The sequence below is a fragment of the Aurantimonas aggregata genome, from assembly GCF_010500835.1.
In the GTDB taxonomy this organism is placed as follows: Bacteria; Pseudomonadota; Alphaproteobacteria; order Rhizobiales; family Rhizobiaceae; genus Aurantimonas; species Aurantimonas aggregata.
On record NZ_JAAAMJ010000012.1, the window covers coordinates 52,883 to 76,674 of the forward strand.

A 23,792-nucleotide genomic window follows, 5' to 3' on the forward strand; every position below is an offset into this window, starting at 1 on the left:
CCTGCCGACTAGCGACAGGCCGCCGTTCCTTTAAATGATTGAAAACGCTCCCGACCGTCGAGGCCGGGAGCGGCAGTGCATGCTCAGTACTGGTCTTCGTAGCGCTTGGCCAGATCGTCGATGTTCTCCGGCGGCCAATCGGTGACGTCCATGCCGAGGTGGAGACCCATGGAGGCAAGAACCTCCTTGATCTCGTTCAGCGACTTGCGACCAAAGTTCGGGGTGCGGAGCATCTCGGCTTCGGTCTTCTGGATCAGATCGCCGATGTAGACGATGTTGTCGTTCTTCAGGCAGTTGGCCGAACGAACCGAAAGCTCTAGTTCGTCGACCTTCTTGAGAAGCGCCGGGTTGAAGGCCAGTTCGGCGATCTGCTCGTCGGCGCCGGCACCAGCGCGCTGGTCGCGCTGCGGCTCCTCGAAGTTGATGAACACCGCCAGCTGATCCTGGAGAATACGGGCGGCATAGGCCACCGCGTCTTCGCCCGTGATCGAGCCATCGGTCTCGATCGACATGGTCAGCTTGTCCTTGTTGAGATCCTGCCCCTCGCGGGTGGCCTCGACCTTGTAGGACACCTTCTTGACCGGCGAGAACAGCGAGTCGACCGGGATCAGCCCGATCGGCGCGTCTTCAGCGCGGTTCTGATCGGCCGGGACGTAGCCCTTGCCGGTGTCGACCGTGAATTCCATGCGGATCTCGGCGCCCTCGTCGAGGGTGCAGATCTCGTGCTGCGGGTTGAGGACCTCGATGTCACCGACGGTCTGGATGTCACCGGCGCGAACGACGCCCGGGCCGGACTTGCGAAGGACCATCCGCTTCGGGCCTTCGCCCTGCATGCCGATGTTGATTTCCTTCACGTTCAGAACGATGTCGGTCACGTCTTCGCGGACGCCCGGGATCGACGAAAACTCGTGCAGGACACCGTCGATCTGGACGGCCGTGACGGCCGCGCCCTGAAGCGACGACAGGAGAACGCGGCGGAGCGCGTTGCCAAGCGTCAGGCCAAAACCGCGCTCCAGCGGCTCAGCGGTCAGCGACGCCTTCGTCCGGCTTCCACCGTTCTTGAAGACGACCTGGTTCGGCTTGGTGAGGTCTTGCCAATTGCTAGCAATCATGACGGATGCCTTCCAGTTTCCTCGCCACTATCCAATCGTGGCGATGGTTCTGATACCGGAGCCTGTCGGTCGGATCGCATGGGCGATCGGACCCGGCTTCTCGGCTTGAATTATGCTTCGGCGCGCAGCCCGAGAGGCGCGCGCCGACCGCCGCAACCTCGACCGGCCGCGAAACGGGCCGAAGCCCGTCGCAGCCGGATCAGATCAAACGCGGCGCTTCTTGCGCGGACGCACGCCATTGTGCGGGATCGGCGTAACGTCGCGGATCGACGTGATCGTGAAGCCCGCTGCCTGCAGCGCGCGAAGCGCCGACTCACGGCCCGAACCTGGTCCGCACACCTCGACCTCGAGAGTGCGCATGCCGTGTTCCTGGGCCTTCTTGGCTGCGTCTTCAGCCGCGGTCTGCGCGGCGAACGGCGTCGACTTGCGCGACCCCTTGAAGCCCTGCGCACCGGCCGAGGACCAGGCAATCGTATTGCCCTGCGCGTCGGTGATGGTGATCAGCGTGTTGTTGAAGGTCGAACTCACATGGGCGACGCCCGACGTGATATTCTTGCGTTCGCGGCGACGAACGCGCTGTGCTTCTTTAGCCATATAAACTCGGTCCTGTTGATATCGACACCGCCGTTATTCCAGCGGCTACACCGACAGCGCGCCCGAAGGCGCGCCGCGAATTATTTCTTCTTGCCTGCGATGGCCTTTGCCGGACCCTTGCGGGTGCGGGCATTGGTATGGGTGCGCTGGCCGCGCACCGGCAGGCCGCGGCGATGGCGCAGGCCGCGGTAGCAGCCGAGATCCATCAGACGCTTGATGTTCATCGCGGTCTCGCGGCGAAGATCGCCCTCGACCTGATAGTCGCGATCGATCATCTCGCGGATCTGCAGAACCTCGGAATCGGTGAGGTCGTTCACCCGGCGCTCTTCGCCGAGATTGACCTTTTCGACGATCTCTTTCGCGAACGTCGAGCCGATGCCATGGATGTACTGCAGAGCGATGACGACGCGCTTGTTCGTCGGGATGTTGACGCCAGCGATGCGTGCCACAACCATACTCCTAGAATTAAATGGGCAGAGAAGCTGCCTCGCACAAGATGCGGGAGCCCTACAGCCGACAACGACCGATACAGGACTTCCGAATGAAGGCCTGCGCCGATCGCAAAGGATTCGCGAATAGGCGCAGGATATAGATCATCGGGGCTTGACAAGTCAACCGCCTGCCCCGGGTCGTCGCTGGCGCAGCGTCAGCCGTTGACGATACGCTCGATGCTCTGCGTCACCGCGTCCACATCCTGCATGCCATCCACCCAGCGCAGCGTGCCCTTGCAGTGGTAGTAGCCCACCAGCGGCGAGGTATCCTTGTAATAGGACCTCAGGCGGGTGCGCATGGTTTCGGCGTTGTCGTCGGGCCGGCGCTTGAACTCCGTCGACTGGCAGACGTCGCAGACGCCGTCCACCGTCGGCTTGCGGTCCTCGTCGTGATAGACCGCCCCGCACTTGGCACAGGTGAACCGGCCGGAGACGCGCTTGACCAGCACGTCGTCGTCGACCCGCATCTCGATCACATGATCGAGCGCCAGGCCCTTGGCGTCCAGCATCGCCTCCACCGCATCCGCCTGCACCAGGGTGCGCGGATAGCCGTCGAGAATGAAGCCGTCGGCGCAGTCAGGCTGGTCGATCCGCTCCGACACGATCGCGTTGACGATGTCGTCGGACACGAGATTGCCGGCATCCATGACGGCCTTGGCCTGCAGTCCTACTTCGCTCTGGGCAGCCACCGCTGCCCTGAGCATATCCCCCGTCGACAGCTGCGGTACGCCCAGCCGTTCGATCAGCCGATGAGCCTGGGTTCCCTTGCCCGCGCCCGGCGGCCCCAACAAAATCAATATCATTTGCCCCCTCGTCTCCCCCCTCTGAGCTTCGCCTTCTTGACCAGGCCCTCGTACTGGTGAGCCAGAAGATGGCCCTGAACCTGGGCGACGGTATCCATGGTCACGCTGACGACGATCAGCAGCGAAGTGCCCCCGAGATAGAACGGAATGCCGGCGGCCGATATGAGAAATTCGGGTAACAGGCAGATCACCACCAGATAGATGGCGCCGATGACGGTTATCCGGGTCAGGACATAGTCGATGTAGTCCGCGGTGCGCTCACCCGGGCGGATGCCCGGAATGAAGCCGCCGTGCTTCTTGAGATTGTCGGCGGTGTCCTTCGGGCTGAAGACGACCGCCGTGTAGAAGAAGGCGAAGAAGGCGATCAGCGCGGCATACAAGAACATGTAAAGCGGCTGGCCATGGCCGAGCGAGGCGACGACGGTGGTCGCCCAACCCGGCAGCTGCGTCGTGTCGGTGAAGTTGGCGACCGTGACCGGCAGCAGCAGAAGCGAGGAGGCGAAGATCGGCGGGATAACGCCCGACGTGTTCAGCTTCAGCGGCAGATGCGACGTGTCGCCCTGGAACATTCGGTTGCCGACCTGGCGCTTCGGGTACTGGATCAGCAATCGTCGCTGCGCCCTCTCGAAGAACACGATCCCGGCGATGCAGGTAATCGCCACGACGATCACCAGAAGGATGATCGCGGTCGACAGGGCACCGGTCCGGCCGAGTTCCAGCAGGTTCGCGATGGCCGAGGGCAGGTTGGCAACGATGCCGGCGAAGATGATCAGCGAGATGCCGTTACCGATGCCGCGGGCGGTGATCTGCTCGCCGAGCCACATCAGGAACATCGTGCCGCCAACCAGCGTGATCACGGCGGAAAGACGGAAGAACCAGCTCGGATCGACGACGATCCCCGGCTGCGATTCCAGGCCAGCGGCAATGCCGTAAGCCTGGACTGTGGCCAGGAGCACGGTGCCGTAGCGGGTGTATTGGTTAATGACCTTGCGGCCCTGCTCGCCTTCCTTCTTCAGCGTCTCCAGCGACGGCACGACCGAGGTCATGAGCTGGATGATGATCGACGCCGAAATGTAGGGCATGATTCCGAGAGCGAAGATCGCCATCCGCTCGATGGCGCCGCCGGAAAACATGTTGAACAGGCCGAGGATGCCCGACGACTGCTGGGAGAAGGCCTGCGCCAGCGCGTCCGGATTGATGCCAGGCATCGGGATATACGTCCCGAGCCGGTAGACCAGAAGCGCGCCAAGCGTAAACCATATACGCTTCTTGAGGTCCTCAGCCTTGGAAAAGGCGGAGAAATTCAGGTTAGCGGCGAGTTGTTCCGCAGCCGATGCCATGAAGGGGATGTCTCCGGGTTGTCGTCCCGCATGTCGGTCGAGAGACGCTCAGGCGAAACCCGCCGGCCCGGGTAGAGAACGGGCTCCCTCAACGAGGGAGCCCGAGAGATAGGCGGGTCGAACGTGGGGCGCAAGCCGCAGCTTAAGCCGCGGTGCTGGTTCCCGACGTCACCGATCCGCCAGCCTTCTCGACCTTCTCGACCGCCGACTTGGACGCGCCCGCGACAGTGATGCTGATCTTCGCGGACAGTTCGCCATCACCGAGCAGACGGACACCGTCCTTGGTGCGACGAACGACACCCGCCGCCTTCAGCGCGGCGACGTCGATGTCACCGGCGGCATCGAGCTTGCCGGCGTCGATCGCCTGCTGGATGCGCCCGACGGACACGACGGTGAAGTCCTTGGCGAAAATGTTGGTGAAGCCGCGCTTCGGCAGGCGCCGGAACAGCGGCATCTGGCCGCCCTCGAAGCCGTTGATGGCGACGCCCGAGCGGGACTTCTGCCCCTTCACGCCGCGGCCACCGGTCTTGCCGGTGCCCGAACCGATGCCGCGACCGACGCGCTTGCGCGAATGGGTGGCACCGGGCTTGTCGGAGATCTCGTTCAGATTCATCAGTCTTCTCCTGGAGTATCCCCGACGCGATGTCCCGACGAAAGGGGACGGCAGAGATGCTCTGGCAATGGGTTGTGCCTTTCGAAGCGACGCGGCCGGATGGCCGCGCCCGCATCGATGATCAGGCCTCCTCGATCACGCGAACGAGGTGGTGGACCTTGGCGATCATGCCGCGCACTGCAGGAGTGTCCTCGAGCGTGCGGCGGCGGTTCATCTTGTTCAGGCCGAGCCCGACCAGCGTCTGGCGCTGGGCGTCGGGACGGCGGAGCGGGCTGCCGATCTGCTCGACGGTGATCGTGTTACCCGCAGTTTTCTTGTCGGCCATCGATTGGCTCCTTCACTCAAAGCGGCAGGGGTCGACCCCCTGCCCGTCCAATCAATCCTCGGCCGATACCGAAACGCCCGCGAGATCGCGTCGACGTGCCTGCAGGGTCGAGTACTTCAAGCCGCGGCGAGCCGCAACATCCTTGGGGTGAACCGCCTGCTTCAGCGCGTCGAACGTGGCGCGAACCATGTTGTAGGGGTTCGACGATCCCAGCGACTTGGCGACGACGTCGTGCATGCCGACGGCCTCGAACACGGCGCGCATCGGACCACCGGCGATGATGCCGGTACCGGCTTCGGCCGCGCGCAGGATAACCTTGCCGGCGCCGTGGCGGCCCTCGGTGTCATGATGCAGCGTGCGAGCGTCGCGCAGCGGAACGAAGATCAGGTCGCGCTTGGCGGCTTCCGTCGCCTTCCGGATCGCCTCCGGCACTTCACGGGCCTTGCCGTGGCCGAAGCCGACGCGGCCCTTCAGGTCACCGACCACGACGAGCGCGGCGAAACCGAAGCGACGGCCGCCCTTGACGACCTTGGCGACGCGGTTGATGTGGACGAGCTTGTCGACGAAACCGTCGTCGCGATCGTCATGTCTGTCATTGCGAGGCGCCATATCCTGTTCCTTGTTCTTTTCCGGAGGCGTCTAAGCGAAGACGGCCGCCAGGGCGACCGTCCGGTTCGTTGCCATTCCGCCGCCGCAATGCCGGCGGAACGGCTGGCTCAGAAGTTGAGCCCGCCCTCACGGGCGGAATCAGCCAGAGCCTTGATGCGGCCGTGATAGATGAAAGCGCCCCGATCGAAAACCACGTCGGTAACGCCAGCCTCCTTGGCGCGCTCGGCGACGAGCTTGCCCACGGCAGCTGCGGCGGCCGTGTCGGCCCCCGTCTTCAGTGCTTCGCGCAGATTGAGATCGAGGCTCGAAGCTGCAGCCAGTGTCCGGCCCGCCTCGTCGTCGATGATCTGCGCATAGATGTTCTTCGACGAGCGGTGAACGGACAGGCGAGGCCTGCCATTCGCCACCTTCTTGAGCGAGCGGCGGACGCGCGAAGCACGGCGCCGCAGGTTTTCCTTCGGTGTAGCCATAACGAGCCCTACTTCTTCTTGCCTTCCTTGCGGACGATGGTTTCGTCCGCGTATTTCACGCCCTTGCCCTTGTACGGCTCGGGACCGCGGTATTCGCGGATTTCAGCGGCGACCTGGCCGACACGCTGCTTGTCGATGCCGGAGACGACGATTTCCGTCGGCTTCGGAACGACGATCTGGATGCCTTCCGGCACCGGATAGAGCACGTCGTGGCTGAAGCCAAGCGCCAGCTGCAGGTTCTTGCCTTGCAGCGAGGCACGATAACCAACGCCGTTGATCTCCAGCTTCTTTTCGAAGCCGGTCTTCACGCCGTTCAGGATGTTCGAGATCATCGTGCGGGACATGCCCCACTTCGACCGCGCATCCTTGGACTGGTCGCGCGGATCCACCTGGATCGCGCCCTCTTCCATCTTCACCAGCACTTCTTCGTTCACCACGAAGGAGAGCTCGCCTTTCGGTCCCTTGACCGTGACGGTCTGCCCATCGACGGACGCAGTCACGCCATCAGGTACGGCGACCGGCTTTTTACCAATACGAGACATATCGAAACCCTGTCCGTTCGTTGCGCTGGGAGGCTGCTACCGCGTCAGAAGACGCGGCAGAGCACCTCACCGCCGACATTCTGTTCGCGAGCGCTGTGGTCAGCCATGACGCCCTTCGGCGTCGACAGCACCGAGATGCCCAGCCCGTTCGCCACCTGCGGAATGGTCTTCGCCGAAACGTAGACCCGTCGACCAGGCTTGGAGACGCGAGCGATCTCGCGAATCACCGGAGTGCCCTCGTAGTACTTCAGCTCGATCTGGAACTCAGACTGGCCGTTGACGAATTCCGTCTGCGTGTAGCCCCGAATGTAGCCCTCGTCCTTGAGGACGTCGAGCACGCGGCCGCGCAGCTTTGAAGCCGGTGTCATCACCGACGACTTGTTGCGCATGATCGCGTTGCGGATACGGGTCAGCATATCGCCGAGAGGATCAGATAGTGACATGGCGTGACCTCCTTACCAGCTCGACTTCACGATGCCGGGAATCTGGCCACTATTGCCCAGGTCCCGCAGCGCGATGCGGCTCATCTTCAGCTTGCGATAATAGGCACGCGGGCGACCGGTGACCTCGCAGCGGTTGCGGACACGCACCTTCGAGCCGTTGCGCGGAAGTTCCGCCAGCTCGAGCTGCGCCCGGAAACGCTCCTCCATGGGAGCGTCGGCATTCTTGGTGATCGTCTTCAGAGCGGCTCGCTTGGCGGCGTACTTCTTCACCAGCTTCTTGCGATGCTCGTTCTGCTCGATCATGCCCTTTTTGGCCATTGTCTCGTCCTTTGCTCGACTGCCGTTACTGGCGGAAGGGGAAGTTGAACGCCTTCAGCAGCGCCCGGGCTTCCTCGTCATTGTTCGCCGTCGTACAGACGATGATGTCCATGCCCCACATCTGATCAACCTTGTCGTAGTTGATCTCGGGGAACACGATGTGTTCCTTGATGCCCATGGCGAAATTGCCGCGGCCATCGAAGCTCTTCGGGTTCAGGCCGCGGAAGTCGCGGACACGCGGCAGGGCGATCTGCACCAGCCGGTCCATGAACTCGTACATTTTGTCCTTGCGCAAAGTGACCTTCGCGCCGATCGGCATGCCTTCGCGCAGCTTGAAGCCGGCGATGGACTTGGTGGCGCGGGTCACGACGGGCTTCTGCCCGGCGATGCGCGCGAGATCCTCGGCGGCCACGCTCGGCTTCTTGGAGTCTGCCGTCGCCTCGCCGACACCCATGTTGATGACGATCTTCTCGAGGCGCGGCACCTGCATCTCGTTCGAGTACGAGAACTGCTCCAGCAGCGCCTTGCGGATTTCATCGCGATAGACGCGCTTCAGCCGCGGCTCGTAAGCGGTTGCGGTCTCAGCCATTGATCTGCTCTCCCGAGCGCTTCGCGACGCGCACCTTGGTGCCGTCGTCGAGGTTCTTGAAGCCGACGCGGGTGGCCTTGCCGTCCTTCGGGTCGGAGACCGCGAGGTTCGACAGGTGGATCGGAGCTTCCTTGTTGATGATACCGGCTTCCTGGGAAGCGGTCTGGCGCTGATGGCGCTTGACCATATTGACGCCGCGCACCAGGGCGCGTTCGTCCTTCGGCATCATCTTGATGACTTCACCCGACCGGCCCTTGTCCTTGCCGGCGAGCACGACGACCGTGTCGCCCTTGCGGATCTTTTGCATCGTCCGCTCTCCTCTATAGAACTTCGGGGGCCAGTGAGATGATCTTCATGTGGTTCTTGGCGCGAAGCTCGCGCGGAACCGGTCCGAAGATACGGGTGCCGACTGGCTCTTTCTTGTTGTCGATGAGCACCGCGGCATTCGAATCGAACCGAATGACCGAGCCGTCGGCGCGACGGATGTCCTTGGCGGTACGAACCACCACGGCCTTCATCACGTCGCCCTTCTTGACGCGGCCGCGCGGAATAGCTTCCTTGATCGACACCACGATGATGTCGCCGACGGAGGCATATTTCCGCTTCGAGCCGCCCAGAACCTTGATGCACATGACACGACGCGCGCCGGAATTATCCGCGACGTCGAGGTTTGTTTGCATCTGAATCATATCAGGCCGCCTTCAAAGCTTGTTGCCGGGAGGCGCCGCGGAGGCGCTTCACCGACCGTACCGATTAACTGGCTGCTGCCGCGTCGTTGGAAACGACGACCCAGCTCTTGTCCTTCGAGATCGGACGGCTCTCCTGGATGGAGACCATGTCGCCGATCTTGCACTGATTGTTCTCATCGTGCGCCTTGTACTTCTTCGACCGGCGCACGGTCTTCTTGAACAGCGGATGGGTGAAGCGACGCTCCACCAGAACCACCACCGTCTTTTCGTTCTTGTCGGAGACGACCGTCCCCTGCAGGATGCGTTTCGGCATTATCTGATCCTCAGGCCTTCGCCTCGGCCGCCTTGGAGCGGTTGATCGTCTTGATCCGTGCGATATCGCGACGCACCTGGCGAACGCGGGCGGTGTTCTCAAGCTGACCGGTGGCACGCTGGAAGCGCAGGTTGAACTGCTCCTTCTTCAGCTTGGCGAGCTCGTCCGTGAGTTCGTCCTGGGTCAGCGTCTTGACGTCGGAAGCTTTCACTTCAAACTCTCCTTACTCGGCGATGCGCTGGATGAAGCGCGTGCGGATCGGGAGCTTCGCAGCTCCCAGCCGCAGCGCTTCCCGCGCGATGTCTTCGGATACGCCGTCGATCTCGAACATGACGCGACCGGGATGAACCCGGGCGGCCCAGTAGTCGACGGAGCCCTTGCCCTTGCCCATGCGGACTTCGGTCGGCTTCGACGTGACCGGCAGGTCCGGGAAGATCCGGATCCAGACGCGGCCCTGGCGCTTCATCTGACGGGTGATCGCGCGGCGTGCCGCCTCGATCTGCCGCGCGGTGACCCGCTCGGGTTCGACCGCCTTCAGACCGAACGAGCCGAAGTTGAGGCTCGTTCCACCCTTGGCCGTGCCGTGAATGCGTCCCTTGAACGCCTTCCGGTACTTCGTGCGCTTTGGCTGCAGCATCTTTCGTTACTCCGAATTCTGGCCGTCAGGCGTGCTCGCGACGACGACCGCCGCCGCCCTGGGCATCACCCTCGATCTGACGGCGCTCGGAGGCCATCGGATCATGCTCGAGGATTTCGCCCTTGAAGATCCACACCTTGACGCCGCAAATGCCATAGGCAGTCTTGGCTTCGGCGGTGCCGTAATCGATGTCGGCGCGCAGCGTGTGCAGCGGCACACGGCCTTCGCGGTACCATTCCGTCCGGGCGATCTCGGCGCCGCCGAGGCGACCGCCGCAATTGATCCGGATGCCTTCGGCACCGAGGCGCATGGCCGACTGGACCGCACGCTTCATCGCCCGACGGAACGCCACCCGGCGCTCCAGCTGCTGGGCGATCGACTGCGCCACCAGCGTCGCGTCGATCTCGGGCTTGCGGATCTCGACGATATTGATGTGCGTCTCGGCGTCGGTCATCGAGGCGAGCTTCTTGCGAAGCTTCTCGATGTCGGCGCCCTTCTTGCCGATGACGATGCCCGGACGTGCCGAGTGGATCGTGATGCGGCACTTCTTGTGCGGACGCTCGATGACGATCTTGGAAACCGCTGCCTGCTTCAGCTCTTCGAGCAGATAGGCGCGGATCTTGAGATCCTCATGCAGGAGCTCGCCGTATTCGCCGGTGTTGGCGAACCAGCGCGAGTCCCAGGTGCGGTTGATCCCGAGGCGGAAGCCGGTCGGGTTGATTTTCTGACCCATTATGCGGCCTCCTCGAGTGCGGCGACCTCGCGAACGACGATCGTCAGATGCGAGAAGGGCTTCTCCACCCGGCTCGCACGACCGCGACCGCGAGCGTGGAAACGCTTCATCGTGATCGACTTGCCGACATAGGCTTCCGCCACGATCAGCGAGTCGACGTCGAGATCATGGTTGTTCTCGGCGTTCGCAATGGCGCTTTCCAGCGTCTTCTTGACCGTCTCGGCAATCCGCTTGCGCGAGAAGGTCAGGTCCGCCAGGGCGGCCTCGACCTTCTTGCCGCGGATCAGCTGCGCGACGAGGTTGAGCTTCTGCGGGCTGACACGGATCGTCCGGGCGACAGCTCTCGCTTCGTTTTCGTTAAGCCGGCGCTCGGCCTTCACCTTACCCATGATTACTTCCTCTTCGCCTTCTTGTCGGCGCCGTGGCCGTAATAGGTACGGGTAGGCGAGAACTCGCCGAACTTGTGTCCGACCATGTCCTCGTTGACCGAGACCGGGATGTGCTTGTTGCCGTTGTAGACGCCGAACGTAAGTCCGACGAACTGCGGCAGGATCGTCGAGCGACGGGTCCAGATCTTGATCACATCGTTGCGGCCGCTCTCGCGCGCCTTCTCGGCTTTCTTGAGAAGGTAGCCATCGACGAACGGACCCTTCCAGACGGAACGTGTCATGAAAAAACCCCTTACTTCTTACGCTGATGGCGCGAGCGCATGATGAACTGGTCGGTCGCCTTGTTCTGGCGCGTCCGCTTGCCCTTCGTGGGCTTGCCCCAGGGCGAGACCGGATGACGGCCACCCGAGGTGCGGCCTTCGCCGCCGCCGTGCGGGTGATCGACCGGGTTCATCGCGACACCGCGAACGTGCGGCCGGCGGCCGAGCCAGCGCGAGCGCCCAGCCTTGCCGAGATTGATGTTCGAATGGTCCGGATTGGACACCGCCCCGACCGTGGCAAAGCACGAGGACGAAACCAGCCGCTGCTCACCCGAATTGAGGCGCAGGATCGCCATGCCCTGGTCGCGACCGACCAGCTGGGCATAGGACCCGGCCGAGCGGGCGATCTGACCACCCTTCATCGGCTTCATCTCCACATTGTGGATGATGGTGCCGACGGGCAGCGACGACAGCGGCATCGCATTGCCGGGCTTGACGTCGACGCCGGTCATGCCTGCGATGATCTGGTCACCGGCAGCCAGGCGCTGCGGCGCCAGGATGTAGGCAAGCTCGCCGTCGGCGTACTTGATCAGCGCGATGAAAGCGGTCCGGTTCGGATCGTACTCGATCCGCTCCACCGTACCGACGACATCCAGCTTGCGCCGCTTGAAGTCGATCTGGCGGTAGGTCCGCTTGTGCCCGCCGCCCTGATACCGAGCCGTCACGCGGCCGGTATTGTTGCGGCCGCCCTTCTGGCTGAGGCCCTCGGTCAGATGCTTGACCGGCTTGCCCTTCCAGAGGCCCGAGCGATCGACGATGACCAGCTGGCGCTGGCTCGGCGTGTTCGGTTTGAAATTCTTAAGTGCCATTGCCTAATCCTCCGGTCCCGATCAAAGACCGGTCGAGACGTCGATCGACTGGCCTTCGGCCAATGTCACGACGGCTTTTTTCTGATCGCTCTGGCGACCGATACGGCCGCGGAAGCGCTTGACCTTGCCCTTGCGGACCAGCGTGTTGACGGCGGTGACCTTCACCCCGAACAGTGCCTCGACGGCCGCCCGGATCTCCGGCTTGGTAGCCGTTTTGGGGACGTTGAAGACCACCTGGTTCGAATCCGACAGCATGGTCGACTTCTCGGTGATCACCGGGCTGGTGATGACGTCGTAGTGGCGAAGATCGTTCATTTGAACCGCTCCTCGAGAGCCTCGACGGCGGCCTTCGAAAGGACGAGGGTCCGGCGACGGAGAATGTCGTAGACGTTGATGCCCTGGACCGGCAGCACGTCGATGTTCGGGATGTTGCGAGCCGAGCGCGAGAAGTTCACGTCGAGCTCGGCACCGCCGATGATCAGTGCGTTCGCCAGGCCGAGATCGGCGAAGTTCTTCACCATGCCCTTGGTCTTGGCATCGGCGCTCTTCAGATCGTCGATGATCATCAGGCCGCCGGACTTTGCCTTGGCCGAAAGAGCGTGCCGAAGCGCCAGCGCCCGAACCTTCTTGGGAAGGTCGTGAGCGTGGCTGCGCGAGGTCGGGCCGTGGGCCTTGCCACCGCCGCGGAACTGCGGCGCGCGAGCCGAGCCGTGACGCGCACGACCCGTGCCCTTCTGGCGGTAGAGCTTGGCACCGGTCCGTGCGATCTCCGCGCGGCCCAGCGTCTGGTGCGTGCCCTGCTGGCGCTTGGCCAGCTGCCAGCGCACCATGCGCTGCAGGATGTCCTCACGCGGCTCGAGACCGAAGATCTCATCCGCGAGCGTGACCTGGCCGGCATCCTTGCCGTCGAGGCTCTTGATCGTGAAATCCATTATTCCGCTCCCTCGGAAGCGTCCGCAGTCTCCGCGGCGGCACCGTTACCGGCAGCCGAGCGCAGCGCGGCCGGCTTCGGCGCGTTGTCGGGCAGCGCCGCCTTGACGGCGTCGCGAATTTCGATCCAGCCGCCCTTCGAACCCGGAACCGCACCGCGGATCAGGATAAGGCCCTTGTCGGGATCGGTGCGGACCACTTCGAGGTTCTGCGTCGTGACGCGAACCTGACCCATGTGACCGGCCATCTTCTTGTTCTTGAAGACCTTGCCCGGATCCTGGCGCTGACCGGTCGAACCCAGCGAACGGTGCGAGACCGAGACGCCGTGGGTTGCCCGAAGACCACCGAAATTATGGCGCTTCATGCCGCCGGCGAAACCCTTACCGATCGAGGTACCCGTCACGTCGACCTTCTGGCCGGGGACGAAATGCTCGGCCGTGATCTCGGATCCGACGTCGATCATGTTGTCGTCCGTTACGCGGAACTCAACGAGCTTGCGCTTCGGTTCAACCGAGGCCTGGGCGAAAACGCCGCGCATGGCCTTGGAAGTTCTCGTCACCTTGGCGAGACCGGCGCCGAGCTGAACGGCGCTATAGCCATTCTTCTCGAGGGTCCGCTGGGCGATGACCTGGAGGTTTTCAACCCGCAGGACGGTAACCGGCACGTGCTCGCCGACGTCGTTATAGACGCGGGTCATGCCGACCTTCTGTGCAATCACACCTGAACGCATGGGGCGTTATCCTTCCCGTGCTCGAATCAGAGCTTGATCTCGACATCGACGCCAGCGGCGAGGTCGAGCTTCATGAGCGCATCAACCGTCTGCGGCGTCGGATCGACGATGTCGAGGAGCCGCTTGTGGGTGCGCATTTCGAACTGCTCGCGCGACTTCTTGTCGATGTGCGGCGAGCGGTTGACGGTAAACTTTTCGATTCGCGTCGGCAGCGGGATCGGACCACGGACATTGGCGCCGGTGCGCTTGGCAGTCGAAACAATCTCGCGCGTCGAGGCGTCAAGGACCCGGTGGTCGAACGCCTTGAGGCGGATGCGGATATTCTGGCCGTTCATTTCATTCGTCCTCTCGTCGGACCACACCGGCCTAGCGGCGGTTTCCGAGCGCTTGTCTTCTCAAGGCAGCCATGTCGTCGCGAGGACTGACCCCGCCTGCCCCGTGGGGCGAATTCAAAGGGCGCGGCGGACCGGACTGCTCCGGCGCCGCGCCCGATTGTCTCGTCGCTACTCGATGATGGAGGCGACGATGCCGGCGCCGACGGTGCGGCCGCCTTCGCGGATGGCGAAGCGCAGGCGCTCTTCCATCGCGATCGGCACGATCAGCACCACGTCCATCGTCACGTTGTCGCCCGGCATCACCATCTCGGTGCCCTCGGGCAGCGTGCACACGCCGGTCACGTCCGTCGTGCGGAAGTAGAACTGCGGACGGTAGTTGGTGAAGAACGGCGTATGACGGCCGCCCTCTTCCTTCGTCAGAATGTATGCCTCGGCCTTGAACTTGGTGTGCGGCTTCACCGAACCCGGCTTGCACAGCACCTGGCCGCGCTCGACGCCCTCGCGATCCACACCGCGGATCAGCGCGCCGATGTTGTCGCCCGCCTGGCCCTGGTCCAGAAGCTTGCGGAACATCTCGACGCCGGTCACCGTCGTCTTCTTGGTGTCGCGGATGCCGACGATCTCGACTTCCTCGCCGACCTTGACGATGCCGCGCTCGACGCGGCCGGTCACCACCGTGCCACGACCCGAGATCGAGAACACGTCCTCGATCGGCATCAGGAACGGCAGGTTGATCGGACGCTCAGGCGTCGGGATGTACGCATCCACCTCGGCCATCAGCGCACGCACCGCGTCCTCGCCGATCGTCTTGTTCGAATCTTCCAGCGCCGCCAGCGCCGAGCCCTTGACGATTGGGATGTCGTCGCCCGGATACTCGTAGCTCGACAGGAGCTCGCGAACCTCGAGCTCGACCAGCTCCAGCAGCTCCTCGTCGTCGACCTGGTCGACCTTGTTGAGGAACACCACGATCGCCGGAACACCGACCTGACGGGCGAGCAGGATGTGCTCGCGGGTCTGCGGCATCGGGCCGTCGGCCGCCGAGACCACCAGGATCGCGCCGTCCATCTGCGCAGCGCCCGTGATCATGTTCTTCACGTAGTCGGCATGGCCCGGGCAGTCGACATGCGCGTAGTGCCGCGCTTCCGTCTCGTACTCGACATGCGCCGTCGAGATCGTGATGCCGCGCGCCTTCTCTTCCGGCGCCGCGTCGATCTGGTCATACGCACGGTATTCGCCGAAATACTTCGTGATCGCCGCCGTCAGGGACGTCTTGCCATGATCAACGTGACCAATCGTCCCGATGTTCACATGCGGCTTGTTGCGCTCAAATTTACTCTTGGCCATCGTGGCGCTCCATTGTCTTATCGCGGCTCAAGGAGCCGAATTTCTGTTCCGGACGGATCCGATCAGGCAAATTTCTTCTGGATCTCGTCCGCGACCTGGTTCGGGACCTGCTCGTAATGATCGAACTGCATCGTATACTGCGCCCTGCCCTGCGACATGGAACGAAGCGTGTTGACGTAGCCGAACATGTTGGCGAGCGGCACCATGGCGTTGACCACCTGGGCGATGCCACGTGGCTCGGTACCCTGGATCTGTCCACGCCGTGAATTCAGGTCGCCGATGACGTCGCCGACATAGTCTTCCGGCGTCACGACCTCGACCTTCATGATCGGCTCGAGCAGCTTCGGACCAGCCTTCTGGATGGCTTCGCGGAAACCTGCACGGGCGGCGATCTCGAAGGCCAGAACCGAGGAGTCGACGTCATGGAAGGCGCCGTCGATCAGTTCCGACTTGATGTCGACCATCGGGAAGCCGGCGAGCGGACCGGAAGACAGCACCGACATGATGCCCTTCTGGACGCCCGGGACGTATTCCTTCGGCACGGAGCCGCCGACGACCTTCGACTCGAAGGTGAAGCCTGCGCCGATCTCTGCCGGCTCGAAGATCATCTTGACGCGGGCGAACTGGCCCGTACCACCGGTCTGCTTCTTGTGCGTGTAGTCGACTTCGGCGCGACGGGTGATCGTCTCGCGGTAGGCAACCTGCGGCGCACCGATGTTCGCCTCGACCTTGAACTCGCGACGCATGCGGTCGACGAGGATGTCGAGATGCAGTTCGCCCATGCCGGCGATGATCGTCTGGCCGCTTTCCTCGTCCGTCTTGACGCGGAAGGACGGATCCTCGGCTGCCAGGCGGTTGAGCGCGAGGCCCATCTTCTCCTGGTCGCCCTTGGTCTTCGGCTCGATCGCGATCTCGATGACCGGATCGGGGAATTCCATACGCTCGAGGATCACCGGCTTCAGCGGATCGCAGAGCGTGTCACCCGTGGTGGTCTCCTTGAGACCGGCGAGCGCAACGATGTCGCCGGCGAAGGCTTCCTCGATGTCCTCACGGGAGTTGGAATGCATCTGCAGCATGCGGCCGATGCGCTCCTTCTTCTCCTTGACCGTGTTGGTCACGGAGGTGCCCTTGGTGAGCACGCCCGAATAGATGCGGGCAAAGGTCAGCGAGCCGACGAACGGGTCGTTCATGATCTTGAACGCCAGCATCGACAGCGGCTCGTCGTCGGCCGAACGGCGGATGATCTCGCCATCCGTCTTCGGGTCGATACCCTTGATCGACGGCACTTCGACCGGCGACGGCAGGAAGTCGACGACGGCGTCGAGCAGCGGCTGGACGCCCTTGTTCTTGAAGGCAGAGCCACAGAGAACCGGCGTGAACCACACGTCGCAGGTACCCTTGCGGATCAGGCGACGCAGTTCCTCGTTCGAGGGCATCTCGCCCTCGAGATACTTCTCCATCGCGCCTTCGTCGATCTCGACGGCGGCCTCGATCATCGCCTCGCGATATTCCTCGGCCTGAGCCTGGAGATCGGCGGGGATCTCGACGATGTCCCACTGCGCGCCGAGCGTCTCGTCGCGCCAGATCAGGGCCTTCATCTCGATCAGGTCGACCAGGCCAACGAACTCGTTCTCGGCACCAATCGGCAGCTGGACGACGACCGGCCGTGCACCGAGGCGCGACTTGATCATCTCGACGCAGCGGAAGAAGTCCGCGCCGGTCTTGTCCATCTTGTTGACGAAGATCATCCGCGGGACGTGGTACTTGTCGGCCTGGCGCCAGACCGTCTCGGTCTGCGGCTCGACACCGGCATTGGCGTCCAGAAGCGCGATCGCACCGTCGAGGACGCGCAACGAACGCTCGACCTCGATGGTGAAGTCGACGTGGCCCGGGGTGTCGATGATGTTGAAGCGGCGCTTCTTGCCATCACGGCCTTCCCAGAAGGTCGTCGTCGCGGCGGACGTGATGGTGATGCCGCGCTCCTGCTCCTGCTCCATCCAATCCATCGTCGCAGCGCCGTCGTGCACTTCGCCGATCTTGTGGGACTTGCCGGTATAGAAGAGAATCCGCTCGGTCGTCGTCGTCTTGCCCGCGTCGATGTGGGCCATGATGCCGAAATTGCGGTAGTCTTCGATCTTGTACTCGCGTGCCATAGGGGCGTCGCCTTTCGGACGGAAGCTTGAATTACCAGCGATAATGCGAGAAGGCGCGGTTCGCTTCCGCCATGCGGTGCGTGTCTTCGCGCTTCTTCACTGCGGTACCGCGATTGTTTGCGGCATCCATCAGCTCGCCGGAAAGGCGATCGACCATCGTGGTCTCGTTACGCTTGCGCGCCGCCGTAATGAGCCAGCGGATAGCCAGCGCCTGACGGCGCTCCGGACGAACGTCGACCGGGACCTGGTAGGTGGCACCACCGACACGACGGGAGCGAACTTCCACGTGCGGCGAGATGTTCTCGAGCGCCTGGTGGAAGACCACGACCGCATCCTGGCGGGTCTTGTCGTGCACGGCGTCGAACGCGCCGTAGACGATGCGCTCGGCGATAGATTTCTTGCCGTCATACATGACGGCGTTCATGAACTTCGACACCACGAGATCGCCGAACTTCGGGTCCGGGTTGATTTCGCGCTTTTCGGCTCTGTGACGGCGGGACATTCTATCGTCTCTTCAACTTGTCGGCGTGGGGCTTATTTCGGACGCTTGGCGCCGTACTTCGAACGGCGCTGTCTGCGGTTCTTGACGCCCTGCGTGTCGAGCACGCCGCGGATGATGTGATAGCGCACACCGGGAAGGTCCTTGACGCGACCGCCGCGGATCATCACCACGGAGTGCTCCTGAAGGTTATGACCCTCGCCCGGAATGTAGCCGATGACTTCGTAGCCGTTGACGAGCCGCACCTTCGCGACCTTACGAAGGGCCGAGTTCGGCTTCTTCGGGGTCGTGGTGTAGACGCGCGTGCAAACGCCGCGCTTCTGCGGGTTGGCCTCAAGTGCCGGAACCGTGTTGCGCTCGACGGGGCGAACGCGCGGCTTCCGAACCAGCTGGTTAATGGTCGGCATTCCAACCTTCCCTCTTCTTCCAAATCCAGGTTCTGAACAAAACGCTCCACCCGCGAGAGGAGTGACCCTCATGCGCGAAACCGGGCAGTGGATCCGCGTTATCTGCGGACTGCCCGGAATGATGCAGAGGACCGTCTTTCGGTCGTGCAGCCAGCGATGTATCGTCTCGTTGAACGAAGCCTTGTTTGAAGCGCTGGATCCCGGACGTGGCGTCCATGGGAAGATTCGGCTTCACATCGGCTCTGTTGGCGGGTGTTTACCGATTCTGCCGGGCCCCGTCAACCCCGCACACGCAGGGCTAGGCCTCTCTGGCCGCCGGAAGGCTCGAAACAGCTGCCGTATCGTCAGCAGTGTCGATGGCGCGCGCGAAATACCGCACCGACTTCCCGCCATCCATCGTATCGGCACTGCCGATTTCAACAAATCCCATCGCCCGATGGAAGGCGTCGGAGGTCGGGTTCGGCGGTTCGCGGTTGACCTCGCAGACGACGCGCACGTGACCGGCGCGTGCAGCGGTGGCGAACACGGCGGCGTAGAGCTGCCGTGCCAGTCCCCGCCCCCTCGCCTCCGCAGCGACAGCGATACGATCGATGTAGACGAAGCGGTCGAAGCGCTCGCGCATCCAGAGGAAATTCGGGCTGGCGTAATCAGTGTCCTGGTCGAACGCCAGCAGGAAGGCAGCTGCCGTGGTCGCCCGGATGGCCAGGTAGGCCGTGTTCACGAGACGCGCGAACTCAGCCGTGGTCAGGAGCGACAACTCCTCGGCGTGGGCATTGTTGAGCGCCAGCAGCCCCGGCATGTCGCCGGCGCGGATGGCCTGCAGCGTGGCCATGAAAGCCTGATCAGTCGGCTCGCTCATCGTCTCCGGCTCCTGCGCTGCGCCTAAGGGTCAGAACGACGAAGGGCCGCTCTCGCGAGCGGCCCTTCGTCTTCTCATGCGGTCCGGCGCTGCCGTTATTCGGCGGCGTCGTCGACCGAGGTCAGCATGCGGTCGGTGGCAGCCGCGTTGGCGGCCCGACGGCGATCCTCGATGATGAGGTCGTCGCGCGAGGTCGCGATGCGGCGCACCTGGGTCATCATTCCGCCGGTACCGGCCGGGATCAGGCGGCCGACGATGACGTTCTCCTTCAGGCCCTGCAGCGTGTCGGTCTTGCCGGCAACCGCTGCCTCGGTGAGCACTCTCGTCGTCTCCTGGAAGGAGGCCGCCGAGATGAAGGATGGCGTCTGCAGCGACGCCTTGGTGATGCCGAGCAGCACCGGGTTGCCGGAAGCCGGCTTCTTGCCTTCTTCCTCAAGCCGCTCGTTGAGTTCGGCGAGCTCGATCCGGTCGACATTGTCGCCCGGGATGTAGCCGGAATCGCCCGACTCCACGATCTCGACCTTCTGCAGCATCTGCCGGACGATGACCTCGATGTGCTTGTCGTTGATCAACACGCCCTGCAGCCGGTAGACCTCCTGGATCTCGTTGACGAGGTAGCTCGCAAGAGCCTCCACGCCGCGGATCGCCAGGATGTCGTGCGGTGCCGGGTTGCCGTCGAGGATGTAGTCGCCCTTTTCGATGACGTCGCCTTCCTGGAGATGGAACGGCTTGCCCTTCGGGATCAGGTACTCGACGGCCTCCGCGCCTTCCTCATGCGGCTCGATGACGATCCGGCGCTTGTTCTTGTAGTCGCGCCCGAACTTCACCGTACCGTCGATCTCGGCGATGACCGCGTTGTCCTTCGGCTTGCGGGCCTCGAACAACTCGGCGACGCGCGGCAGACCACCAGTGATGTCCTTGGTCTTCGCGCTTTCCATCGGAATACGCGACAGGACGTCACCCGCCTTCACGCGGGCACCCGGCTCGATCGACAGGATGGCGTCGACCGACTGGAAGTACCGGGCGTCGGAGCCACGGGCCAGCTTCAGGATCTCGCCGTCGTCGCCCTTGATGACGATCGCCGGCTTCAGGTCCTGGCCGCGCGGGCTTGCACGCCAGTCGATGACGGCACGCTTGGTGATGCCGGTCGACTCGTCGGCCTGCTCGGTCACCGAGAGACCGTCGACCAGGTCCTCGAAGTCCGCGATGCCTTCCAGCTCGGTCAGCACCGGGCGGGTATACGGATCCCACTCGGCGATACGCTGGCCGCGGCGCACCGTGTCCCCGTCGTCGACGAAGATGCGGCTGCCGTAGGTGACGCGGTGCGACGCGCGCTCCTTGCCGGCCTGATCGAGGATCAGGATCGCCATGTTGCGGCCCATCGCGACGAGCTTGCCGTCCGAGTCCCGCACAACGTTGCGGTTGCGGATCTGGACCGTGCCTTCGTAGGACGCCTCGAGGAACGAACTGTCGACCACCTGTGCGGTGCCGCCCATGTGGAACGTCCGCATGGTCAGCTGCGTGCCAGGCTCGCCGATCGACTGCGCCGCGATGACGCCGACGGCTTCGCCCATGTTGACGGGCGTGCCGCGGGCCAGATCGCGTCCGTAGCAGATTGCGCAGATGCCGGTCCGCACTTCGCAGGTCAGCGCCGAGCGGATCTTCACCGACTGGATCTGCGCCTTCTCGATGATCTCGACATCCGGCTCCTCGATGGTGACGCCACCCTTGACGATGACCTCACCGGTGAGCGGATGCACGATGTCCTCGAGCGCCGTACGGCCCAGGATACGCTGGCCGATCGACGCGACCACCTGGCCGGCGTCGACGATGGGCTGCATCGTCAGACCCTTGGGCGTGCCGCAATCGGTCTGCGTGATGATGCAATCCTGCGCCACGTCGACGAGACGACGCGTCAGGTAGCCCGAGTTCGCCGTCTTCAAGGCGGTGTCGGCCAGACCCTTACGGGCACCGTGGGTCGAGTTGAAGTACTCGAGAACGGTCAGACCTTCCTTGAAGTTCGAGATGATCGGCGTCTCGATGATCTCGCCCGAAGGCTTGGTCATCAGGCCGCGCATCGCCGCCAGCTGGCGCATCTGGGTCGGGGACCCACGCGCGCCGGAGTGCGACATCATGTAGATCGAGTTCATCGGCTTCTGACGGCCGTCTTCGTTGAACTCGATAGCCTTGATGCGGGCCATCATCTCGTCGGCGATCTTGTCCGTGCACTTGGCCCAGGCATCGACGACCTTGTTGTACTTTTCGCCCTGGGTGATCAGGCCGTCATTGTACTGCTGCTCGTATTCCTTCGCGAGCGCCTGGGTCTCCCCGATCATCTGGGGCTTGGTGTCCGGGATCAGCATGTCGTCCTTGCCGAACGAGATGCCAGCCATGCACGCATGCTTGAAGCCGAGCTGCATGATCCGGTCGCAGAAAATGACCGTCTCCTTCTGGCCGCAGTGGCGATAGACCTGGTCGATCATCCGGGAGATGTTCTTCTTGGTCATCAGCTCGTTGCAGATGTCGAACGGCACCTTGGCATTCTTCGGCAGCAATTCGCCGATGAGCATGCGGCCAGGCGTCGTCTCGTAGATCTTCGAGACCGGCTTGCCGTCGGCGTCGACGGTCTTGAAGCGGCCCTTGATCTTGGAGTGCAGCGTCACCGCCTTGGTGAACACTGCCTGCTCGAGCTCGCCGATGTCGGAGAAGGCCATGCCCTGCCCCGGCTCGTTCTCGTTCATGATCGAGAGGTAATAGAGCCCGAGCACCATGTCCTGCGACGGCACGATGATCGGCTGACCGTTCGCGGGATGCAGGATGTTGTTGGTCGACATCATCAGGACGCGCGCTTCGAGCTGCGCCTCGATGGACAGCGGCACGTGCACCGCCATCTGGTCGCCGTCGAAGTCGGCATTGAAGGCCGTGCAGACCAGAGGGTGAAGCTGGATGGCCTTGCCCTCGATCAGCACCGGCTCGAACGCCTGGATGCCGAGACGATGCAGAGTCGGCGCACGGTTCAGCAGCACCGGATGCTCGCGGATGACCTCGTCGAGGATATCCCAGACTTCCGGACGCTCCTTCTCGACCAGCTTCTTGGCCTGCTTGACGGTCGACGAATAGCCCTTGGCGTCCAGCCGCGCATAGATGAACGGCTTGAACAGCTCGAGCGCCATCTTCTTCGGCAGGCCGCACTGGTGCAGCTTCAGCTCCGGACCGGTCACGATGACCGAACGGCCGGAATAGTCGACGCGCTTACCGAGCAGGTTCTGGCGGAAACGCCCCTGCTTGCCCTTCAGCATGTCGGACAGCGACTTCAGCGGCCGCTTGTTGGCACCGGTGATGACGCGGCCGCGACGGCCGTTGTCGAACAGCGCATCGACGGCTTCCTGCAGCATCCGCTTCTCGTTGCGGATGATGATGCCGGGCGCGCGCAGTTCGATCAGCCGCTTGAGGCGGTTGTTGCGGTTGATGACGCGGCGATAGAGATCGTTCAGGTCGGAGGTCGCGAAGCGGCCGCCGTCGAGCGGGACGAGCGGACGCAGGTCCGGCGGGATCACCGGAACGACGCTCATGATCATCCACTCCGGCTTGTTGCCGGAGTCGAGGAAGTTCTCGACGATCTTGAGCCGCTTCATCAGCTTCTTGGTCTTGAGCTCGGAGGTCGTCTCCGCGAGCTCGGCCCGCAGATCGCCCGCGATCTTCTCGAGATCCATCGCGCCCAGCAGTTCCTGGATCGCCTCGGCGCCGATCAGCGCAGTGAAGCTGTCCTCGCCGAACTCGTCGACCGCGAGCATGTAGTCCTCTTCCGACAGGAGCTGGTGCTCCTTCAGCGAGGTCAGGCCCGGCTCGGTGACGATGTAGTTCTCGAAATACAGGACGCGCTCGATATCCTTGAGCGTCATGTCGAGCAGCGTGCCGATACGGCTCGGCAGCGACTTCAGGAACCAGATGTGCGCGACCGGGGCGGCCAGCTCAATGTGGCCCATGCGCTCGCGCCGCACGCGCGAGAGGGTGACCTCGACGCCACACTTCTCGCAGATGATGCCCTTGTACTTCATGCGCTTGTACTTGCCGCACAGGCACTCGTAGTCCTTGATCGGACCGAAGATGCGCGCGCAGAAAAGCCCGTCACGCTCGGGCTTGAACGTACGGTAGTTGATGGTTTCCGGCTTCTTGATCTCGCCAAAGGACCAGGAGAGGATCTTCTCGGGTGAGGCGAGCGAGATCCGGATCGAATCGAACGACTGCGCCGCAACCTGCGGGTTGAAGATGTTCATGACCTCTTGGTGCATGGATTTTCTCCTTCTGGGACGCGGAGCCCCGAGTCGCGGTGGCAAGGCCGACCGCTGAAATCTTCCTCGTAGAAGGACCGGCGCCGGCGGGCGCCGATCCGTTG

32 protein-coding genes are annotated in these 23,792 nt (G+C 63.3%); all 32 read right to left on the bottom strand.

Features of this window, described 5'->3' with window-relative positions; all coding sequences use genetic code 11:
- Positions 1–83: 83 nt before the first annotated feature.
- Positions 84–1,112, bottom strand: a complete 1,029-nt coding sequence (locus GTW51_RS15045) for a DNA-directed RNA polymerase subunit alpha (protein WP_163044850.1) — start codon at positions 1,110–1,112, stop codon at positions 84–86.
- 204 nt (positions 1,113–1,316) lie between these two features.
- Positions 1,317–1,706, bottom strand: coding sequence for a 30S ribosomal protein S11 (rpsK, locus tag GTW51_RS15050; protein ID WP_163044851.1), 390 nt, complete (start codon positions 1,704–1,706; stop codon positions 1,317–1,319).
- 80 nt (positions 1,707–1,786) lie between these two features.
- Positions 1,787–2,155, bottom strand: a complete 369-nt coding sequence (gene rpsM, locus GTW51_RS15055; protein WP_163044852.1) for a 30S ribosomal protein S13 — start codon at positions 2,153–2,155, stop codon at positions 1,787–1,789.
- A 197-nt stretch (positions 2,156–2,352) separates the two neighbouring features.
- Positions 2,353–3,000 (bottom strand): adenylate kinase, encoded by a 648-nt coding sequence (locus tag GTW51_RS15060; RefSeq protein ID WP_163044853.1) that lies wholly within the window; start codon positions 2,998–3,000, stop codon positions 2,353–2,355.
- Positions 2,997–4,340 (bottom strand): preprotein translocase subunit SecY, encoded by a 1,344-nt coding sequence (gene secY, locus GTW51_RS15065; protein ID WP_163044854.1) that lies wholly within the window; start codon positions 4,338–4,340, stop codon positions 2,997–2,999. The genes GTW51_RS15060 and secY overlap by 4 nt, the downstream gene beginning before the upstream one ends.
- A gap of 142 nt (positions 4,341–4,482) precedes the next feature.
- A complete protein-coding gene (rplO, locus tag GTW51_RS15070) occupies positions 4,483–4,953 on the bottom strand; it encodes a 50S ribosomal protein L15 (protein WP_163044855.1) in 471 nt (156 codons plus the stop codon).
- Between the two features lie 121 nt (positions 4,954–5,074).
- Positions 5,075–5,278 carry a 50S ribosomal protein L30 gene (gene rpmD, locus GTW51_RS15075; RefSeq protein WP_163044856.1) on the bottom strand — a complete coding sequence of 68 codons (204 nt, stop codon included), beginning with the start codon at positions 5,276–5,278 and terminating at the stop codon, positions 5,075–5,077.
- A gap of 51 nt (positions 5,279–5,329) precedes the next feature.
- Positions 5,330–5,887: a 30S ribosomal protein S5 gene (rpsE, locus tag GTW51_RS15080; protein WP_163044857.1), complete on the bottom strand. Its 558-nt coding sequence runs from the start codon at positions 5,885–5,887 to the stop codon at positions 5,330–5,332.
- A 107-nt stretch (positions 5,888–5,994) separates the two neighbouring features.
- Positions 5,995–6,357: a 50S ribosomal protein L18 gene (gene rplR / locus GTW51_RS15085; RefSeq protein ID WP_163044858.1), complete on the bottom strand. Its 363-nt coding sequence runs from the start codon at positions 6,355–6,357 to the stop codon at positions 5,995–5,997.
- Between the two features lie 8 nt (positions 6,358–6,365).
- Complete coding sequence (gene rplF / locus GTW51_RS15090) at positions 6,366–6,899, bottom strand: 50S ribosomal protein L6 (protein ID WP_163044859.1); 534 nt, start codon at positions 6,897–6,899, stop codon at positions 6,366–6,368.
- Between the two features lie 44 nt (positions 6,900–6,943).
- Positions 6,944–7,342 (bottom strand): 30S ribosomal protein S8, encoded by a 399-nt coding sequence (gene rpsH / locus GTW51_RS15095; RefSeq protein WP_163044860.1) that lies wholly within the window; start codon positions 7,340–7,342, stop codon positions 6,944–6,946.
- Between the two features lie 12 nt (positions 7,343–7,354).
- Positions 7,355–7,660, bottom strand: a complete 306-nt coding sequence (gene rpsN / locus GTW51_RS15100) for a 30S ribosomal protein S14 (RefSeq protein WP_163044861.1) — start codon at positions 7,658–7,660, stop codon at positions 7,355–7,357.
- A 25-nt stretch (positions 7,661–7,685) separates the two neighbouring features.
- Positions 7,686–8,249 carry a 50S ribosomal protein L5 gene (gene rplE / locus GTW51_RS15105; protein ID WP_163044862.1) on the bottom strand — a complete coding sequence of 188 codons (564 nt, stop codon included), beginning with the start codon at positions 8,247–8,249 and terminating at the stop codon, positions 7,686–7,688.
- The gene (rplX, locus tag GTW51_RS15110; RefSeq protein WP_163044863.1) at positions 8,242–8,556 is read right to left on the bottom strand and encodes a 50S ribosomal protein L24; all 315 of its coding nucleotides are present in this window, start codon (positions 8,554–8,556) and stop codon (positions 8,242–8,244) included. The genes rplE and rplX overlap by 8 nt, the downstream gene beginning before the upstream one ends.
- Before the next feature lie 13 nt (positions 8,557–8,569).
- Positions 8,570–8,938: a 50S ribosomal protein L14 gene (gene rplN, locus GTW51_RS15115; protein WP_163044864.1), complete on the bottom strand. Its 369-nt coding sequence runs from the start codon at positions 8,936–8,938 to the stop codon at positions 8,570–8,572.
- Positions 8,939–9,002: 64 nt separating this feature from the next.
- On the bottom strand, positions 9,003–9,251 hold the full coding sequence (gene rpsQ, locus GTW51_RS15120) for a 30S ribosomal protein S17 (protein ID WP_163044865.1): 249 nt from the start codon (positions 9,249–9,251) through the stop codon (positions 9,003–9,005).
- Positions 9,252–9,261: 10 nt separating this feature from the next.
- Complete coding sequence (gene rpmC, locus GTW51_RS15125; protein WP_163044866.1) at positions 9,262–9,462, bottom strand: 50S ribosomal protein L29; 201 nt, start codon at positions 9,460–9,462, stop codon at positions 9,262–9,264.
- Between the two features lie 12 nt (positions 9,463–9,474).
- Positions 9,475–9,888, bottom strand: a complete 414-nt coding sequence (rplP, locus tag GTW51_RS15130; RefSeq protein WP_163044867.1) for a 50S ribosomal protein L16 — start codon at positions 9,886–9,888, stop codon at positions 9,475–9,477.
- Between the two features lie 25 nt (positions 9,889–9,913).
- Positions 9,914–10,621 (bottom strand): 30S ribosomal protein S3, encoded by a 708-nt coding sequence (rpsC, locus tag GTW51_RS15135; RefSeq protein ID WP_163044868.1) that lies wholly within the window; start codon positions 10,619–10,621, stop codon positions 9,914–9,916.
- Positions 10,621–11,010: a 50S ribosomal protein L22 gene (gene rplV, locus GTW51_RS15140; RefSeq protein WP_163044869.1), complete on the bottom strand. Its 390-nt coding sequence runs from the start codon at positions 11,008–11,010 to the stop codon at positions 10,621–10,623. The genes rpsC and rplV overlap by 1 nt, the downstream gene beginning before the upstream one ends.
- Before the next feature lie 2 nt (positions 11,011–11,012).
- Positions 11,013–11,291, bottom strand: a complete 279-nt coding sequence (gene rpsS / locus GTW51_RS15145; protein ID WP_163044870.1) for a 30S ribosomal protein S19 — start codon at positions 11,289–11,291, stop codon at positions 11,013–11,015.
- Positions 11,292–11,302: 11 nt separating this feature from the next.
- Entirely contained in the window at positions 11,303–12,139 is an 837-nt protein-coding gene (gene rplB / locus GTW51_RS15150; protein WP_163044871.1) for a 50S ribosomal protein L2, read from the bottom strand.
- A 21-nt stretch (positions 12,140–12,160) separates the two neighbouring features.
- Positions 12,161–12,454: a 50S ribosomal protein L23 gene (locus GTW51_RS15155; RefSeq protein ID WP_163044872.1), complete on the bottom strand. Its 294-nt coding sequence runs from the start codon at positions 12,452–12,454 to the stop codon at positions 12,161–12,163.
- Positions 12,451–13,071: a 50S ribosomal protein L4 gene (gene rplD / locus GTW51_RS15160; protein ID WP_163044873.1), complete on the bottom strand. Its 621-nt coding sequence runs from the start codon at positions 13,069–13,071 to the stop codon at positions 12,451–12,453. Before rplD ends, GTW51_RS15155 begins: the two co-directional genes overlap by 4 nt.
- The gene (gene rplC / locus GTW51_RS15165) at positions 13,071–13,799 is read right to left on the bottom strand and encodes a 50S ribosomal protein L3 (protein ID WP_163044874.1); all 729 of its coding nucleotides are present in this window, start codon (positions 13,797–13,799) and stop codon (positions 13,071–13,073) included. The genes rplD and rplC overlap by 1 nt, the downstream gene beginning before the upstream one ends.
- Before the next feature lie 26 nt (positions 13,800–13,825).
- The gene (gene rpsJ, locus GTW51_RS15170) at positions 13,826–14,134 is read right to left on the bottom strand and encodes a 30S ribosomal protein S10 (protein WP_007066362.1); all 309 of its coding nucleotides are present in this window, start codon (positions 14,132–14,134) and stop codon (positions 13,826–13,828) included.
- A 168-nt stretch (positions 14,135–14,302) separates the two neighbouring features.
- Positions 14,303–15,478: an elongation factor Tu gene (tuf, locus tag GTW51_RS15175; RefSeq protein ID WP_163044875.1), complete on the bottom strand. Its 1,176-nt coding sequence runs from the start codon at positions 15,476–15,478 to the stop codon at positions 14,303–14,305.
- Between the two features lie 62 nt (positions 15,479–15,540).
- Positions 15,541–17,631 carry an elongation factor G gene (gene fusA, locus GTW51_RS15180; protein ID WP_163044876.1) on the bottom strand — a complete coding sequence of 697 codons (2,091 nt, stop codon included), beginning with the start codon at positions 17,629–17,631 and terminating at the stop codon, positions 15,541–15,543.
- 31 nt (positions 17,632–17,662) lie between these two features.
- Positions 17,663–18,133: a 30S ribosomal protein S7 gene (gene rpsG, locus GTW51_RS15185; protein ID WP_163044877.1), complete on the bottom strand. Its 471-nt coding sequence runs from the start codon at positions 18,131–18,133 to the stop codon at positions 17,663–17,665.
- A gap of 32 nt (positions 18,134–18,165) precedes the next feature.
- A complete protein-coding gene (gene rpsL, locus GTW51_RS15190) occupies positions 18,166–18,537 on the bottom strand; it encodes a 30S ribosomal protein S12 (RefSeq protein ID WP_163044878.1) in 372 nt (123 codons plus the stop codon).
- A 298-nt stretch (positions 18,538–18,835) separates the two neighbouring features.
- Positions 18,836–19,369 (bottom strand): GNAT family N-acetyltransferase, encoded by a 534-nt coding sequence (locus GTW51_RS15195; protein WP_163044879.1) that lies wholly within the window; start codon positions 19,367–19,369, stop codon positions 18,836–18,838.
- 122 nt (positions 19,370–19,491) lie between these two features.
- Positions 19,492–23,688, bottom strand: a complete 4,197-nt coding sequence (gene rpoC / locus GTW51_RS15200) for a DNA-directed RNA polymerase subunit beta' (RefSeq protein WP_163044880.1) — start codon at positions 23,686–23,688, stop codon at positions 19,492–19,494.
- Positions 23,689–23,792 lie beyond the last annotated feature (104 nt).

What these genes read in the sequence shown, in the direction of transcription:
- GTW51_RS15045 (WP_163044850.1), bottom strand. Translation starts at nt 1,112, where the DNA reads ATGATTGCTAGCAATTGGCAAGACCTCACCAAGCCGAACCAGGTCGTC.
- rpsK (WP_163044851.1), bottom strand. Translation starts at nt 1,706, where the DNA reads ATGGCTAAAGAAGCACAGCGCGTTCGTCGCCGCGAACGCAAGAATATC.
- GTW51_RS15060 (WP_163044853.1), bottom strand. Translation starts at nt 3,000, where the DNA reads ATGATATTGATTTTGTTGGGGCCGCCGGGCGCGGGCAAGGGAACCCAG.
- secY (WP_163044854.1), bottom strand. Translation starts at nt 4,340, where the DNA reads ATGGCATCGGCTGCGGAACAACTCGCCGCTAACCTGAATTTCTCCGCC.
- rplO (WP_163044855.1), bottom strand. Translation starts at nt 4,953, where the DNA reads ATGAATCTGAACGAGATCTCCGACAAGCCCGGTGCCACCCATTCGCGC.
- rpmD (WP_163044856.1), bottom strand. Translation starts at nt 5,278, where the DNA reads ATGGCCGACAAGAAAACTGCGGGTAACACGATCACCGTCGAGCAGATC.
- rpsE (WP_163044857.1), bottom strand. Translation starts at nt 5,887, where the DNA reads ATGGCGCCTCGCAATGACAGACATGACGATCGCGACGACGGTTTCGTC.
- rplR (WP_163044858.1), bottom strand. Translation starts at nt 6,357, where the DNA reads ATGGCTACACCGAAGGAAAACCTGCGGCGCCGTGCTTCGCGCGTCCGC.
- rplF (WP_163044859.1), bottom strand. Translation starts at nt 6,899, where the DNA reads ATGTCTCGTATTGGTAAAAAGCCGGTCGCCGTACCTGATGGCGTGACT.
- rpsH (WP_163044860.1), bottom strand. Translation starts at nt 7,342, where the DNA reads ATGTCACTATCTGATCCTCTCGGCGATATGCTGACCCGTATCCGCAAC.
- rpsN (WP_163044861.1), bottom strand. Translation starts at nt 7,660, where the DNA reads ATGGCCAAAAAGGGCATGATCGAGCAGAACGAGCATCGCAAGAAGCTG.
- rplE (WP_163044862.1), bottom strand. Translation starts at nt 8,249, where the DNA reads ATGGCTGAGACCGCAACCGCTTACGAGCCGCGGCTGAAGCGCGTCTAT.
- rplX (WP_163044863.1), bottom strand. Translation starts at nt 8,556, where the DNA reads ATGCAAAAGATCCGCAAGGGCGACACGGTCGTCGTGCTCGCCGGCAAG.
- rplN (WP_163044864.1), bottom strand. Translation starts at nt 8,938, where the DNA reads ATGATTCAGATGCAAACAAACCTCGACGTCGCGGATAATTCCGGCGCG.
- rpsQ (WP_163044865.1), bottom strand. Translation starts at nt 9,251, where the DNA reads ATGCCGAAACGCATCCTGCAGGGGACGGTCGTCTCCGACAAGAACGAA.
- rplP (WP_163044867.1), bottom strand. Translation starts at nt 9,888, where the DNA reads ATGCTGCAGCCAAAGCGCACGAAGTACCGGAAGGCGTTCAAGGGACGC.
- rpsC (WP_163044868.1), bottom strand. Translation starts at nt 10,621, where the DNA reads ATGGGTCAGAAAATCAACCCGACCGGCTTCCGCCTCGGGATCAACCGC.
- rplV (WP_163044869.1), bottom strand. Translation starts at nt 11,010, where the DNA reads ATGGGTAAGGTGAAGGCCGAGCGCCGGCTTAACGAAAACGAAGCGAGA.
- rpsS (WP_163044870.1), bottom strand. Translation starts at nt 11,291, where the DNA reads ATGACACGTTCCGTCTGGAAGGGTCCGTTCGTCGATGGCTACCTTCTC.
- rplB (WP_163044871.1), bottom strand. Translation starts at nt 12,139, where the DNA reads ATGGCACTTAAGAATTTCAAACCGAACACGCCGAGCCAGCGCCAGCTG.
- GTW51_RS15155 (WP_163044872.1), bottom strand. Translation starts at nt 12,454, where the DNA reads ATGAACGATCTTCGCCACTACGACGTCATCACCAGCCCGGTGATCACC.
- rplD (WP_163044873.1), bottom strand. Translation starts at nt 13,071, where the DNA reads ATGGATTTCACGATCAAGAGCCTCGACGGCAAGGATGCCGGCCAGGTC.
- rplC (WP_163044874.1), bottom strand. Translation starts at nt 13,799, where the DNA reads ATGCGTTCAGGTGTGATTGCACAGAAGGTCGGCATGACCCGCGTCTAT.
- rpsJ (WP_007066362.1), bottom strand. Translation starts at nt 14,134, where the DNA reads ATGAACGGCCAGAATATCCGCATCCGCCTCAAGGCGTTCGACCACCGG.
- tuf (WP_163044875.1), bottom strand. Translation starts at nt 15,478, where the DNA reads ATGGCCAAGAGTAAATTTGAGCGCAACAAGCCGCATGTGAACATCGGG.
- fusA (WP_163044876.1), bottom strand. Translation starts at nt 17,631, where the DNA reads ATGGCACGCGAGTACAAGATCGAAGACTACCGCAATTTCGGCATCATG.
- rpsG (WP_163044877.1), bottom strand. Translation starts at nt 18,133, where the DNA reads ATGTCCCGCCGTCACAGAGCCGAAAAGCGCGAAATCAACCCGGACCCG.
- rpsL (WP_163044878.1), bottom strand. Translation starts at nt 18,537, where the DNA reads ATGCCGACCATTAACCAGCTGGTTCGGAAGCCGCGCGTTCGCCCCGTC.
- GTW51_RS15195 (WP_163044879.1), bottom strand. Translation starts at nt 19,369, where the DNA reads ATGGCCACGCTGCAGGCCATCCGCGCCGGCGACATGCCGGGGCTGCTG.
- rpoC (WP_163044880.1), bottom strand. Translation starts at nt 23,688, where the DNA reads ATGCACCAAGAGGTCATGAACATCTTCAACCCGCAGGTTGCGGCGCAG.